The organism is Ornithinibacillus xuwenensis (assembly GCF_039614845.1).
Classification (GTDB): Bacteria; Bacillota; Bacilli; order Bacillales; family Amphibacillaceae; genus Ornithinibacillus; species Ornithinibacillus xuwenensis.
In genome coordinates, this window is record NZ_JBDIML010000001.1 from 924,931 (window position 1) to 939,094 (window position 14,164).

Annotated in this window: 16 protein-coding genes; 8 read left to right on the forward strand and 8 right to left on the reverse strand. The window is 35.6% G+C overall.

Features of this window, described 5'->3' with window-relative positions:
- Positions 1-4 precede the first annotated feature (4 nt).
- From ABC228_RS05320 to cbpB, 6 genes are all read right to left on the reverse strand, one after another.
- Entirely contained in the window at positions 5-1,834 is a 1,830-nt protein-coding gene (locus ABC228_RS05320) for an ABC transporter ATP-binding protein (protein WP_345824045.1), read from the reverse strand.
- A 15-nt stretch (positions 1,835-1,849) separates the two neighbouring features.
- Positions 1,850-3,598, reverse strand: a complete 1,749-nt coding sequence (locus tag ABC228_RS05325; protein WP_345824046.1) for an ABC transporter ATP-binding protein — start codon at positions 3,596-3,598, stop codon at positions 1,850-1,852.
- Between the two features lie 207 nt (positions 3,599-3,805).
- A complete protein-coding gene (locus tag ABC228_RS05330) occupies positions 3,806-4,048 on the reverse strand; it encodes a YkuS family protein (protein ID WP_345824047.1) in 243 nt (80 codons plus the stop codon).
- Between the two features lie 69 nt (positions 4,049-4,117).
- Positions 4,118-5,248, reverse strand: coding sequence for an N-acetyldiaminopimelate deacetylase (locus tag ABC228_RS05335; protein WP_345824048.1), 1,131 nt, complete (start codon positions 5,246-5,248; stop codon positions 4,118-4,120).
- Between the two features lie 14 nt (positions 5,249-5,262).
- Positions 5,263-5,979 carry a 2,3,4,5-tetrahydropyridine-2,6-dicarboxylate N-acetyltransferase gene (dapD, locus tag ABC228_RS05340; RefSeq protein ID WP_345824049.1) on the reverse strand — a complete coding sequence of 239 codons (717 nt, stop codon included), beginning with the start codon at positions 5,977-5,979 and terminating at the stop codon, positions 5,263-5,265.
- Between the two features lie 116 nt (positions 5,980-6,095).
- Complete coding sequence (cbpB, locus tag ABC228_RS05345; RefSeq protein ID WP_345824050.1) at positions 6,096-6,542, reverse strand: cyclic-di-AMP-binding protein CbpB; 447 nt, start codon at positions 6,540-6,542, stop codon at positions 6,096-6,098.
- Positions 6,543-6,862: 320 nt separating this feature from the next.
- On the opposite strand from cbpB, the gene ABC228_RS05350 reads away from it, so the two are divergent.
- Both ABC228_RS05350 and ABC228_RS05355 read left to right on the forward strand, forming a co-directional pair.
- Entirely contained in the window at positions 6,863-7,174 is a 312-nt protein-coding gene (locus tag ABC228_RS05350; RefSeq protein WP_345824051.1) for an ArsR/SmtB family transcription factor, read from the forward strand.
- A 3-nt stretch (positions 7,175-7,177) separates the two neighbouring features.
- On the forward strand, positions 7,178-8,101 hold the full coding sequence (locus ABC228_RS05355; RefSeq protein ID WP_345824052.1) for a cation diffusion facilitator family transporter: 924 nt from the start codon (positions 7,178-7,180) through the stop codon (positions 8,099-8,101).
- Between the two features lie 42 nt (positions 8,102-8,143).
- Here the strand turns inward: ABC228_RS05355 and fadH are convergent, their stop codons facing one another.
- Complete coding sequence (fadH, locus tag ABC228_RS05360) at positions 8,144-8,911, reverse strand: 2,4-dienoyl-CoA reductase (protein ID WP_345824053.1); 768 nt, start codon at positions 8,909-8,911, stop codon at positions 8,144-8,146.
- 209 nt (positions 8,912-9,120) lie between these two features.
- Here fadH and ABC228_RS05365 point away from each other — a divergent pair, with 209 nt between their 5' ends.
- From ABC228_RS05365 to ABC228_RS05380, 4 genes are all read left to right on the forward strand, one after another.
- Entirely contained in the window at positions 9,121-9,969 is an 849-nt protein-coding gene (locus ABC228_RS05365; RefSeq protein ID WP_345824054.1) for a metallophosphoesterase, read from the forward strand.
- 72 nt (positions 9,970-10,041) lie between these two features.
- Positions 10,042-10,227, forward strand: a complete 186-nt coding sequence (locus tag ABC228_RS05370; protein ID WP_345824055.1) for a hypothetical protein — start codon at positions 10,042-10,044, stop codon at positions 10,225-10,227.
- Positions 10,228-10,352: 125 nt separating this feature from the next.
- Entirely contained in the window at positions 10,353-10,934 is a 582-nt protein-coding gene (locus ABC228_RS05375; RefSeq protein WP_345824056.1) for an SCO family protein, read from the forward strand.
- A 147-nt stretch (positions 10,935-11,081) separates the two neighbouring features.
- Positions 11,082-11,555, forward strand: a complete 474-nt coding sequence (locus tag ABC228_RS05380; protein WP_345824057.1) for a YkyB family protein — start codon at positions 11,082-11,084, stop codon at positions 11,553-11,555.
- 26 nt (positions 11,556-11,581) lie between these two features.
- Here the strand turns inward: ABC228_RS05380 and ABC228_RS05385 are convergent, their stop codons facing one another.
- Positions 11,582-11,941, reverse strand: coding sequence for a hypothetical protein (locus ABC228_RS05385; protein ID WP_345824058.1), 360 nt, complete (start codon positions 11,939-11,941; stop codon positions 11,582-11,584).
- A gap of 138 nt (positions 11,942-12,079) precedes the next feature.
- Between ABC228_RS05385 and ABC228_RS05390 the strand changes: the two genes are divergently transcribed.
- On the forward strand, positions 12,080-12,979 hold the full coding sequence (locus ABC228_RS05390) for a DMT family transporter (protein WP_345824059.1): 900 nt from the start codon (positions 12,080-12,082) through the stop codon (positions 12,977-12,979).
- 21 nt (positions 12,980-13,000) lie between these two features.
- Positions 13,001-14,164 carry an aminotransferase A gene (locus ABC228_RS05395; RefSeq protein WP_345824060.1) on the forward strand — a complete coding sequence of 388 codons (1,164 nt, stop codon included), beginning with the start codon at positions 13,001-13,003 and terminating at the stop codon, positions 14,162-14,164.

The window sequence follows — 14,164 nt, forward strand, 5'->3', positions numbered from 1 at the left end:
TTTTTTAGATAGCATCTAGCATTTGAAACTGAGAACGCACTAATTCATAGTACTCTCCTTTTAATTCCATTAGCTGATCATGGCTACCATTTTCTAATATTTTACCATGCTCTAATACAAAAATATTATCTGCTTCACGAATGGTTGATAGTCTGTGGGCAATGATAATTGCCGTCCTTCCTTTCAACAATCTACGTAGTGCTGCTTGAATTTTAACCTCTGTCTCCGTATCGATACTTGCTGTTGCTTCATCTAGTATAATAATACTCGGATTTGCTAGTAATGCACGAGCAAAGGATAATAATTGACGCTCACCAGCAGAAAGAATATTCCCTCTTTCCTCAACCTCAGTTTCATATCCATTGGCTAGTCGTTGAATGAAATCATCCGCTCCTACAACTTTTGCTGCTTCTATTACCTCTTCATCACTTGCATCTGGACGACCAAATCGGATGTTTTCCATTATCGTACCTGAGAAAATAAACGTATCCTGTAATACCACACTAATATGTCTGCGTAAACTATTTAACGATACTTCTCGTAGATTATGCCCATCGATTTTGACAGCACCCTTTGTTGGATCATAGAACCTACTTATTAGGTTTGCTATTGTGGACTTTCCACTACCAGTATGCCCAACCAATGCAATCGTTTGACCTGCATTCATTTCAAGAGATACTTCGTGTAAAGCAATACGCTCCTGATCATAGGAGAACTGCACATCGTCAAATTCAATATGGCCTTTCATCTCTTCAAATTCATAGGCATTTTCAATCTCATCGACATTTGGCGATTCATCTAGATATTCGAAAATTCGTTCGGATGAAGCCATTGCAACAAGTAATTGGTTATACATTTGACCTAGACGAGAAATTGGATCCCAGAACATTCCTAGATAGAAGGCAAAGGCAACGAAAGTACCTGGTAAGATGTCATTTCCAATGATCAAATGTGCACCATAAGCAATTAATATTACAGTACCTACTGCATTACTCATCTCAACAAATGGTCGGAACATGGCACTCTTTTTCGTTGCGTTCAACCATGCCTTAAATGTATCTGTATTTAAACCATCAAAGAACTCCGTATTCTCCTTTTCCTGTGTAAAGGATTGCGTGATACGTATTCCCTGGATACTTTCGTTTAAATGAGAATTCATTCTCGATTGTTGGATACGAACATCCTGCCACGAACGACGAATCTTTCTTCTGAGAACACTTGTAACATAAAACATTAAAGGTAATACTACCATTACAGCTAACGCTAATTTCGGACTAAGTACAAACAAGATGGTTACAATACCAAGTAATGTTGCAATATCCATTAATAGATTAATAATACCGTTTGAAAACAGCTCTTGTAATGAGTTCGTATCATTCATAATTCGAACTAAGATAGACCCTGCTGATCTCGAATCAAAGAATCGATGTGATAAACCTTGAACATGGGTAAAAAGATGTTGTCTTAAGTCATAAATGACATTCTGTCCAAGCAGGTTAACCCATTTAATTCGGAAATAGTTTGCTACATAGCTTAGTAAATATAAAACCGCAATAACAATTACCAGGTTAATTAGTAGCGAAGTATCTTTATTCGCAATCGCGATATCAATTGCTGCTTTACTAATTAATATTGGAACAGCTAGACGAATTGCAGTCGAAACAATCATGGCGATAATAGCACCAAGTAAGTATGTTTTTGTATATGGTTTTAAGTAAACAAGTAGGCGCCAGATTTGTTTCCAGTTAAAAGGTTTTTCAATTGCTTGATCAACTGTGTAATAAAACCGTTTTAAATGACGCTTACTTTTTTGATTATCTTCTTTCTTAGCCATACTCGCTCTCCCCCCTTAGTTCGTCGCTTTCATAATCACATCATGGTCCTGATATTGAATTCGATAGATACGTTCATAGACACCATTATTTTTCATTAATTCATTATGGGTTCCACGTTCAACGACCTCTCCATCTTCTAGTACTAATATTTCATCAGCATGCTTGAGAGAAGAAATACGATGAGCAATAATAAATGACGTTCTTCCTTTCATGACCTCTTTTAACGCTTTTTGAATTTGGAATTCAGTTTCCATATCGACAGCCGATGTCGCATCATCTAAAACGAGAATACTTGGGTCGATACAGATTGCACGAGCAATCGCTATACGTTGCTTTTGACCACCAGAAAGCCCCATTCCCCTTTCACCGAGTAACGTATCATATCCTTTAGGCATTCCCATAATAAAATCATGGGCTTGCGCACGCTTAGCCGCATCAATGATTTGTTCCTCAGTTGCATCTGGATTACCATAGGCAATATTTTCACGAATCGTAGTGGAAAATAAAAATGATTCTTGTAATACAAAACCAATATGCTTTCGTAATGTTTTTAAATCATAATCTGCAACTGGTTTTCCATCCACAAGGACCTCACCAAGCTCAGGCTCGTAAAACCTTGTTACTAACTGTGTAATACTTGTTTTACCAGATCCGGTGGCACCAATTAACCCTATTGTTTTACCAGGTGGCGCATCAAAGCTGATTTTTTTTAATGCAGAATCATCATCTTTCGTATACGTCAATGTCACATTATCAAAAGTAACATGCCCTTTTATGGAAGTTGCGCTCGCATTTTCTTGAACAACGATATCCTCATGTGCTTCTAAAATTTCCCTTAGGCGTTCTCCGGAAGCCTTTGCTTGTGAAAATTGGTTAATGACATACCCAACGTTCATAAGCGGCCCCATAATGTACCAAACTAAACTAAAAAAGGCAACTAATTCACCAAGTTCAAGTCCTCCATTTATTACGAGGTAGCCTCCAAAACCAAGAAGTGCAACAGCACATACATTCCCAATAAATTCCATAAGCGGGAAGAATTTTGCCCAAATTTCTGAGGTTTTAACATAATTCTGACGATAATCATCATTGCTAGTGGAAAATCTACCAATTTCAAAGTCTTCACGTGACAATGACTTTACTGTTTGCATTCCGCTAATATTCTCTTGAACCCTTGTGTTTAATTTCCCAAAGGATTTACGAATTCCACGAAACGCTGGATGTGCCAGCTTTTCAAACCGCATTACTACAACAACTAAGAAAGGCATCGCTGCCATTGTTACTAGAGCAAGCGGTACGGAATAGTAAAACATGACACTTAAACTAATACCAATTAGTAAAACAATGCGAAGAAGCTCCGCAAAGCCAAACGAAAGAAAGAAACGAAATCCCTCTACGTCCGATGTCAGTCGCGACATAATATCTCCTGTTTTCGCATTATCATAATATTTAAAGGATAGAACTTGAAGTTTCTTATACAATGCATCACGAACATGATATACCGTCGTAACTCCAAATAATTCCCCTAAATACTGATGATAAAATGTTGCAATTCCTTTAATTAGCATTAATACAACAAAAATTCCGGCGATGTAAGGTATTAATTCATATCTCTCTTCCCCTACAACAGTATCAATCGTAATCTGTAAGATAATTGGATACACAACCGTAATGACCGTTACAAAAAATAGAAAGATTAGTGAAGTAAAGAAATACTTTCTATAAGGCCAATAAAATTGTTTTAGTTTTTTAAATGTATCCATATGTGTCCCTCCCCCATGAAGTGTATATCTTTCACGTAATTACTAATATAACGGTTTCCGAAATAAATTGCTATAAATTTTGCTTAATTTTTTAAAAATTTTTTTATTAACGAAAGTAAACGTATTTTCACTAAAGAAATAGGATAAATTCTTTTTTCTTTTTAGATATATAAAAAAACAAGGCTTCTATAGAGAAGCCTTGTTTAACTAACTTAATTTGTCATTAACCATTTGACAGATCGACTGCGCATCCTCACCTGATGCATTTACTACTGGACCAGCAATACTAGTGTTAGACATACCCATTACATCCTTATCTAAACCAGATATTACACAACAATCGCAATGCGCTGTGTCTGCTTCAGATTTCAGTTCAATGACCTCATGTCCCATTTCCATTAATGCTTCTTTTACATCTGTAAGGGACTCTTCAACCCCGATTCTTGCCATCTTCTTCACTCCTCTAATCTATGCATATTTACATGCTTAGTTTGACCGAAAGTAAGGAAGATATGCGAATTAATTCGGATTAGATGATAATGATTGTAGCACTGTTACAACTGATTTCACACCAATCATTAAGGCATCCTCTTTTGGATTTAACTGGGCATTGTGAAGGCCATAAGGAGAGTCTACCCCTAACCAAAACATAAATCCTGGAATATCCTTTAACATAAAACCAAAGTCTTCACCTGTCATTGCTTTCTTCGCTTTGAGAAATGTAATATTACTCTCTTTCATCACTTTCTCAAATAACTGGACATATTTCTCATCATTATAAACCTGATAGTAATTTGAGCCATAATCAATTGCGATTCTACAGTCGAAGCTAATCTCAATCCCTTTCGCAATTGCTTCTATTCTTTTCTTCACAGTATGAATAGCCTCTGGTTTAAGCGTTCGAATAGTCCCTTCAAGCCTTGCAGTCTCCGCTATAGCATTTTGAACATGACCACTTGTCAGCTTTCCTATTGTTACAACAGCACTATCCAATGGATCTAGACTACGAGATACAATTTCTTGAATCTGTGAAATAAAACTCCCAGCCGCTACTGCCATATCCTTTGTTAAATGCGGATATGCTGCGTGTCCACCTTTACCTTTAAAGTCAATAAACAATTCACTAGTATTAGCGAATAATAAACCAGGCTTTGTGGCAACTACTCCAACAGGGTATTCCGGAGCAATATGTAATGCGAAGATACAATCCGGTTTCCACTGTGTAAAGACCTCGGATTGAATCATTGGTAAAGCGCCACCTGGACCTTCTTCGGCCGGTTGAAAAATAAAAACCACATCATCTTGTATTGGATGTTCAATTACAGCCTGTAGAGACCCTAATGCAATTGTCATATGAAAGTCATGGCCACATGCATGCATTCGACCGGGATGTTTAGATGAATAATCAAAGCCTGTTCGTTCATCAATTGGTAATCCATCAATGTCTGTTCGATATCCGATTGTTTTTCGAGGGTTTTTACCAGAAACTTTTACTAAGATACCTGTTTTCCACGTTTTAACTGTAACTTTGGGGGTGACCAAGTCATTGATCTTCTGTAATAAGTATTCTTGAGTTTTAAATTCTTGAAATCCTAGTTCAGGTATTTGATGTAAATCACGTCTAATTTGTCTAAGTGAAGTTAACTCCATCTTGGGTCACCTATTTAATTGTCCAATTTCCGTAGCTCTTGTTTAATTTCAGTTTTTGACTTGGTACCCTCATCAATTTCTTTCAGTACTTTCGCTGGAGTACCTGCAACTAATGTGTAAGGCTCTACATCTTTTGTAACAACTGCACCAGCTGCGACAATTGCTCCCTTTCCAATTGTTACGCCTTCTAAAACGACTACATTGGCTCCAATAACAACATCATCTTCTACCACTACTGGTTTTGCAGATGGAGGCTCAATAACGCCTGCTAATACTGTTCCAGCACCAATATGACAATTCTTTCCAACTGTAGCTCGACCACCTAATACAGCATTCATATCAATCATTGTACCTTCACCAACAACTGCTCCAATGTTAATCATGGCACCCATCATGATTACAGCACCATCACCTATCTCAACCTGGTCGCGAATAACTGCACCTGGCTCGATACGAGCATTGATATTTCTTAAATCCAATAATGGAATCGCCGAATTACGTCGATCATTCTCTACCACAAATTCAGAAATAACAGATTTATTTGCTTCTAAGAAAGTCGAAACTTCCTTCCATTCACCAAATAATACACCCGTCTTCTCCTCTACAAAAGCTTGGATTCCCCCAAACTCTAAGCTTTTTAATTCATCACCTTTTATATATACCTTTACTGGTGTACTCTTTTTACTATTAGAGATAAAATTAATAATCTCATTGGCATCCATCATGTTCATGGAATAACCCCCTATTATTTTTTCTAATCTTCACTTTAACAGACTGCACCAAATCGAGCAATTATTACAGTAAAAAGCATCCCCCATCTTCATGAAGGATGCTTTAAAAATTCAACTTACTTGTTTCTAGCAGCATATACATCTTTTCTTAATTCTTTTAGTAATGCCCTTCTTGTTAGAATGCCATCAAAATATCCATCCTTGTCGACAATACAAACAAACGGGAAATCAATTAATGCTTTTAATCCATCAATTATGGAAGCTTCCTTATATAATCTTGGAATATCTGTATTCATTACATCCTGAACTTGTAAGCTCGATAAACGTTCAATTTCAAAACGTTCAAGACCAAGTATTTCATTTAATATTTTTGTCTTACCTATTGTACCTTGTAATTTATACGTTGCATCTAGTACCGGGACAGCTGAATAGCCCGACTTTACTAAAACTAATAATGCATGTTCTAATGGGTTGGCAACTTGGACATGCGCAACTTTTTCAGATGAAATCATTAACTCAGAAATTGTTACCGCTGTCAAATCCTTATCTTGTAATAAACTCATAATACCCGCTCCTCTTAAATACTACTTAAATACTCATTCTTGGTGAAAGGCTCTCAAAAACAACTAACAAGTAAGTGTAAATAACAAATCAGAAAGCCTAGTAATTCTCTTCACGATAAAGGAGTTTTAGTTCCATCTTAGCAGTACAGCATTAACGATTAGATACTTGAGAAAATAAAGTTCTCTTTCCCTAACCATAGTTTACCATATTTCTAACTGAATTAGCATGTACAACATTGTTAAGAATAAATTGAAAATAATTGTCACTTATTCTATAATATGAGCATATGCTCATATTATAGAAAGGGAGTTGTTAACGATTGAATTATGAACCGTTGAACGAAGCTTTGATTGAGCAAGTTTCTCAGACCTTTAAAGCTTTATCTGATCCAACCCGAATTCGTATTCTTCACTTACTATTTTTTCAAGAGCAATCGGTTACAGAAATTGCAAATGCGCTAAATATGCAGCAATCCACCATTTCACACCAATTAAAATACTTAAAGCAACTTCGCTTAATCAAAAATCGTCGTGAGAAAAACATGTACTTTTATTCTATTGATGATTATCATGTCATGAATTTATTAGAACAAACCATTGATCATACGAAACATACGATAGGAGGGAATTAAGAAATGGGTCATCATCACCACCATGGGCACGAACATGGACACGGACATCATCATCACCATTCTACTAATAAACGAGTACTGTTAATTAGCTTCATTGCTATTTTTACATTTATGATTGTAGAAGCTATCGGTGGGTTTCTCACAAATAGTCTTGCCTTAATATCGGATGCTGGGCACATGCTAAGTGACGCTGCAGCACTAGGATTAAGTTTACTTGCATTTAAAATTGGAGAAAGAAAAGCAACATCCGAAAAGACATATGGCTATAAGCGCTTTGAAATTATTGCTGCATTTTTAAACGGTGTTACGTTAATCGTTATTTCACTCTATATATTCTATGAAGCAATAACTCGTTTTGTTGAGCCCGAAGAAGTAAGTGCTAATATGATTATCATTGCAAGTCTCGGACTTCTTGTAAATATCGGTGTAGCTTTCTTACTAATGCGTGGAGATTCCAAAGATAACTTGAATATTCGAAGTGCACTTCTTCATGTGCTTGGAGATTTATTAGGTTCAGTTGGAGCAATCCTTGCAGGGATTTTAATTTTGGCATTTGGATGGTATCTTGCAGATCCAATCGCAAGTATCATTGTTGCAGTTCTAATTATTATTTCTGGTTATCGTGTTACGAAAGATTCACTACATGTACTCATGGAAGGAAAACCATCAAATATTAACCCAAACGATATTATTACTGAGCTGAGAAATCTTGAAGGAGTTATCAATGTGCATGATTTACACATTTGGTCTATCACTTCCGAACTACCAATGTTAAGCTGTCATATTATAGTTGAAGAAAATGTTGATCGCGATAAACTAGTTGCCAAGGGAACGGACATCATAAAACAGCTTTTCCAAATTAGTCACTGCACTCTACAAATTGAAGGTAAAAATACATCCCACGGTACGTGTGATCATTGTAATTAATCAAAAATGGACAATACAATTAGCCGTATTGTCCATTTTTGATTAAAAAGGAAATTTATTTAACCATTGACCTCCGTCCATCGTGACAACTTCTCCATTTATATAAGATGCTTTATCAGAAAGTAAGAAATATGCCAATTCTGCTATTTCTTCTGGCTCTCCAAGTCGTTTTAATGGAACTGATTCCAAGGTCCTTTTTGCAGCTTGTTCAGATAAAAAAAGTTTTTCAGCTCCACCTGTTCGTTCAATTGGACCTGGCGCAATGGCATTTACTCGAATACCATATTTGGTACCCCATTCTACTGCTAGCGTACGTGTCATGTTAAGTACACCAGCCTTCGCTGCCGAAGAATGTATCACTCCGGCTCCAGCGTTCCACGCATATGTAGCAACCATATTAATAATGGAACCCTTTATCTCATGTTCTATCCAATATCGACCTACTTCTCTACTACAATAAAAGGTTCCGTTCAACACAATATCTATCACAGAGTTCCAACCATTAACAGATAGATCTTCTGCTGGGCATATAAAGTTCCCAGCGGCATTATTAATTAATGAATCAATTCTTCCAAAATGATTAATAGTGTCCGTAACCATGCGTTCGACATCATCCGGATTTCGCACATCCATCGGAAATATGTGGAGTTTTCCTTTCGCCGTTTTCTCAAGTTCTTCCTTAACAGCAAGAAGCTTCTCCTCTCCTCTACCTGTTAGCACAACATTTGCCCCTTCATCCGCAAGCTTTTTTGCCATGTATTTCCCCATGCCACTAGAGCTTCCAGTAACGATTACCGTCTTCGTGTTCATTTATATTCTCCTCTCACAATATAGTAAACGCCCTATATGTTCATACTATTTCTATTTATATAAAAAGTCAAAAAACACTACGTAATTGAAGTAATAAACAATGAAAGCTTCCAATAATTTATGCTATAATTCTATACGTTAACTATTTTATCCTGCACTTGAAAGAAGCAAATTATCATTTACTACTATCGTTCACGAAAGGTGACATTATGAATAGAAGAGCTTTTCTAAAAAGGTTTTTTGGTGGTGCACTCACCCTATTAGGCTTAAGTGGTGGAACCTATTATTATGCAAGGGATATTGAACCAGGACTCCTTTCCATCCAGCAAGAAACAATAAAAGGTACTAATATTCCTCAATCATTCAATGATTTTACAATTTTACAATTTTCCGATACGCATATTGGTTTTCATTATGATCTCGATCAGTTTGAAGAATTAACTAAACAAATTAATCAATTAAAGCCAGATTTAATTGTTTTCACTGGTGATCTAGTGGATGAACCGAACCAATATAGTTGGGACAATAGGCTTACAGATTTACTTGGAACGCTTAATGCGCCATATGGAAAGTATTGGGTTTATGGAAATCATGATCATGGAGGATATGGTACTGAAACCATAAAAAAGGTCATGCATTCAGCCGGATTTAACCTACTTCAAAATAGTCATCAGGCTATCGAGATTAACCAAGATCGTATTATTCTTGCTGGTATTGACGATGTAATGCTGGGTAGACCAGATTTAACGAAAACAATCGAGAATACAAATCCAGAACTATTTACCATTCTTCTTGCTCACGAACCTGATTTTGCTGATATTACTGTTCAGTATCCGATTGAAGTACAGCTTTCCGGCCATAGTCATGGTGGACAAGTGCGCCTTCCTTTTGTTGGACATCTATATACACCAATATATGCTGAAAAATATGTAGAAGGCAAGTATACATTTGAATCCAGCAACTTGAATCTCTATGTTAGTCGTGGAATTGGGACTACTCGTCTTCCTTATCGTTTTTTATGTAAACCAGAAATCCATCTCTTTACCTTGAAGAGCTAATGCATAAACAAGCCCCTATTTCAGAATGGATGCATAGGATAGTATAAGCTCGTAAAGAAAGGGAGATTATTATTGGATAATGATCATTTACCTAATGCTTACGAAATTGATGGATTAGAAACTAAAAAGAATAGTCCTGTATTACCTATAGTAACAGGACTATTAATTGGACCATTTTGTTATAATACGTTTCAACCGTATTTCCCATCATCCCCTTCTCTATTTGATTACGAACATGATTATTGGGAGAACTATTAGTAAACAATTTAGAGAGGACTGATTTAGCTGCCTCTCTTTTATTATGTTTGTAACAGATTATCCATAGTTTCATAACAACTTACATGATACAATTAAATTGATTTTACATAGTGGAGGAATCAGTGATGAAGAAATTAAAACCAATATTGTTTCTAGTCATTATAATTACGATACTTTCAGGGTGCGGTGACCCAAAATATGAAGGAGATTTTTCATATAAGGTGGAAGACTTCACCTTCACCAATCAAGATGGTGAATCGGTTAGTAAAAGTGATTTTGAAGGGAAAATTTGGATTGCAGACTTTATCTATACAAATTGTAAAACAGAATGCCCACAAATGACTTATAATAAGCAGAAAGTTGAACGTGCATTAGAGGATGCTGGAATAACGGATATAGAATTTGTTTCCTTTAGTATTGATCCAGAGCATGATTCACCTGAAGTTCTAAAAGAATATGGAGAAGTTCGTGGACTTGATTTCGACAATTGGACATTTCTTACTGGCTATGATTTTCAAAGTATAAAAGAATTTGCAATTGAATCCTTTAAAACACCTGTTGAAAAAATGGAAGATGATACATTTGCTCACGGTGTTAGTTTTTTTGTCATTAGTCCCGAAGGAAACGCAATAAAGAACTTTAATGGATATTACTTAACTGATGAACAAGTTGGTGACGTAGTATCGTTTATTGAAGGAATGCAATAGAAGCCTATTTCGGCTTCTATTTTTTATGTGAATTCTTCTCATAAAGGGCTTTTTTGTAAAGGTTCTAGATATTATGTATTGAAAGTGTACAAGCTTTAAGATACTATTAAAACAAACTACAGCTATGTTAGAAAGGAGGGTATTAAGATGACAAATAAAGCGAACGTATCATTACGAGATCTTGCACGTGCAATTTATACTATTAATCGTCATGCTAAAACGGCACCTGAGCCTCAGCATTTATATTCGATTAAAAAAGAATCCATTAAACTTCTTCTCAAAGAAAAACGAGCAAAAAAAATTGGACTTCACTTTTCTGATCATCCAAAACGGAGTAACCAACACTCTACCCTACTTGTGAAGGTAGATGATTATTATTTTCACATCCCTCCATCAAAAGAAGATTTCAAGGAGTTAGAACATTTGGGTACTCTCGACCATAATTTTCGAAACCCTCAAACAAAAATGTCTTTATCGCAGGCAAAAAAAATAATTTATCAATATATTGATTGGAAACCAGTTACAAAAAAACCACCGAAAAATCAATATTCATCATCAGCCTATTTTACTCCTTCTTCTCTTGGAAAAATGGAATGGCCTCCCAAAAAAACCTTCCGATAAAAAGCATACATGAGATATGCTTTTTTTTATACCTTTCTTCTCCGCTTTAATACTTGCTTTAACAACTGAATAATTAAGATAACAAACCCTAAAATTCCAAGTATTTGAAGGGAAAATTTAAACAATTGATACGTTAGTGGATCAATTTTTCCGATAAAAAGTACAGCAATAAAGAATAATACAATATATGAAAGGCTACTAAGTACATAGCTTAATAGTCTCTCTGACTGTAATGTAATAAGGAATGCTGTAAGTGGACGTATAACGATATGGCTAGCAAGAATCCCTATAAAAATTAAAATTACGTACAATACCTCTTTTTCAATTCCAAGTGAGTTTAAATGGGAGAATTTAATCCAATCAACAATTCCAATCATGTAAAACATTCTATCGCACCCTTTTTCTCTAGTAGCAACCATTTTGCACGAAGAACGTATAATATATACCTATTTGTCTGCTATTTTATTAATTTTTCGATATAATTATAATATTGGGTTATACCGGCAGGAGAGGTGGTAATCATCTTGAATAAAGCAATTCTATTCATCATGACAGGTGCTGCACTATGGGGAACAATAGGATGGTTTGTTAAAAATCTCTACGATTATGGATTTACGCCAATGGAAGTTGTGACATTGAGAGCAGTTACTACTGCAATCATATTAGTCTTGTATTTACTAATAGTATCTCCGAGGGCTTTAATACTTAAGTCAGTAACAGATCTTAAATACTTTATAGGTACAGGTATCTGTAGTATTATTTTCTTTAATTATTGCATGTTTACGACGATAGAACTGTCTTCCATTCCAATTGCAACAGCTCTATTATATACAGCACCAGCGTTTGTTTCTATATTCTCCTTTATATTTTTTAAAGAAGCCTTTACTAAATGGAAAGCTATCGCTCTTATGAGTACTTTATTCGGAACTTGTTTAGTGGTAGGCTTAATCCCAATAAATTTAAGTGTTGTTCAATTAGATAGTATCCTATTTGGACTAGGTTCAGGGCTCGGATATGCATTTTATAGTATCTTTAGTAAATTTGCCTTACGTAGATATTCTAGTCTATGTATTACGACGTTTACATTTATTGTGGCAGCTATAACTCTAATACCTTTCTTTCCATTTCATGAAAAACTACCTTTATTACTTGAGCCAGAGATGCTTTTTTATGCGTTTGGTCTTGGACTGTTCCCGACAGCTATAGCATACATTATCTATACATATGGACTAAACGAAACAGAAGCCTCAAAAGCAGCTATTTTAACGACAATTGAACCTGTTGTTGCAACACTAATTGGAATTTTTATTTTTAATGAAGCATTTACGTTTGTACAAATAATAGGAATGACTTGTATAATAGGTGCAGTAATCATCATGCAAATGAAAAAAAGTAATACACTACACTCAAAATTTGTTGCTTAATATAATCTTGGAGGAAAACAAGTGGATAATTTACTAAATAAACAAGTGAAAGCTATTGAAATATCGGGGATCCGAAAGTTCTTTAACATGGTCGCAGAAGAGAAAGACGTTGTTTCCCTAACCATTGGTCAACCAGACTTTTATACACCAGAGCATATAAAGAAAGCTGGGATAAATGCATTACAAACTAATAAAACGACATATACTAATAATGCAGGGATTATAGAATTAAGAAAAGCAATCTCAGATTATTATGAAACAAAATACCGTGTAAGCTATCATCCAGAAAACGAAATTATTGTAACAACAGGCGCATCACAAGCGATTGATATTGTATTTCGTACTATTCTAAACCCCGGTGATGAGGTGATCTTACCAGCACCAATATATCCGGGATATGAACCATTGATTACCCTGGCTGGTGCGAAGGTTCAATATGTTGATACAACGGAAGACAATTTTAAGTTAACTAAGCAAACCTTATTAGCTGCAATCACTGCAAATACAAAATGTGTTGTTCTCCCCTACCCTTCCAACCCGACAGGTGCTTCATTTACAGCATCTGAATTAAAGGAACTGGTAGAAGTTTTGAAAGATAAAAATATCTTTATTCTAGCTGATGAAATATATAGTGAATTGGTTTATGACTATGAGCATACATCAATTTCTAGTTTTAGTGAGGTTAAAGACCGTACAATCGTAATCAATGGATTGTCCAAGTCTCATTCCATGACAGGCTTTCGAATTGGTTATGTATTAGCACCAAAGTGGATCGCCACTCATGTGATTAAGGTTCACCAATATAATGTTTCCTGTGCGTCTTCCATTAGTCAGTACGCAGCACTAGAAGCATTGACGAATGGATTAACAGACCCTCAAATGATGCGGGAAAATTATAAGAAAAGAAGAGATTATGTGTATAATCGTCTGGTTGAAATGGGCCTAATCGTAAACAACCCGAATGGAGCTTTTTATTTCTTACCAAAATTTCCAATACAAAAAACAACTTCATTTGAATTAGGGCTTGATTTAGTAAGGAAGGGTAGAGTTGCTCTCGTACCAGGAGACAGTTTTTCGAAGATTGGAGAAGGATATATGCGGCTATCCTATGCTTATGATTTTAATACACTGGAAGTTGGACTTAACCGCATAGAAAGCTATCTTAGCAAAGTAAAATTAACATAA

Coding starts and splice junctions, on each gene's coding strand:
- ABC228_RS05320 (WP_345824045.1), bottom strand. CDS start 1,834: ATGGCTAAGAAAGAAGATAATCAAAAAAGTAAGCGTCATTTAAAACGG.
- ABC228_RS05325 (WP_345824046.1), bottom strand. CDS start 3,598: ATGGATACATTTAAAAAACTAAAACAATTTTATTGGCCTTATAGAAAG.
- ABC228_RS05330 (WP_345824047.1), bottom strand. CDS start 4,048: ATGGCAAGAATCGGGGTTGAAGAGTCCCTTACAGATGTAAAAGAAGCA.
- ABC228_RS05335 (WP_345824048.1), bottom strand. CDS start 5,248: ATGGAGTTAACTTCACTTAGACAAATTAGACGTGATTTACATCAAATA.
- dapD (WP_345824049.1), bottom strand. CDS start 5,979: ATGAACATGATGGATGCCAATGAGATTATTAATTTTATCTCTAATAGT.
- cbpB (WP_345824050.1), bottom strand. CDS start 6,542: ATGAGTTTATTACAAGATAAGGATTTGACAGCGGTAACAATTTCTGAG.
- ABC228_RS05355 (WP_345824052.1), top strand. CDS start 7,178: ATGGGTCATCATCACCACCATGGGCACGAACATGGACACGGACATCAT.
- fadH (WP_345824053.1), bottom strand. CDS start 8,911: ATGAACACGAAGACGGTAATCGTTACTGGAAGCTCTAGTGGCATGGGG.
- ABC228_RS05365 (WP_345824054.1), top strand. CDS start 9,121: ATGAATAGAAGAGCTTTTCTAAAAAGGTTTTTTGGTGGTGCACTCACC.
- ABC228_RS05375 (WP_345824056.1), top strand. CDS start 10,353: ATGAAGAAATTAAAACCAATATTGTTTCTAGTCATTATAATTACGATA.
- ABC228_RS05380 (WP_345824057.1), top strand. CDS start 11,082: ATGACAAATAAAGCGAACGTATCATTACGAGATCTTGCACGTGCAATT.
- ABC228_RS05385 (WP_345824058.1), bottom strand. CDS start 11,941: ATGTTTTACATGATTGGAATTGTTGATTGGATTAAATTCTCCCATTTA.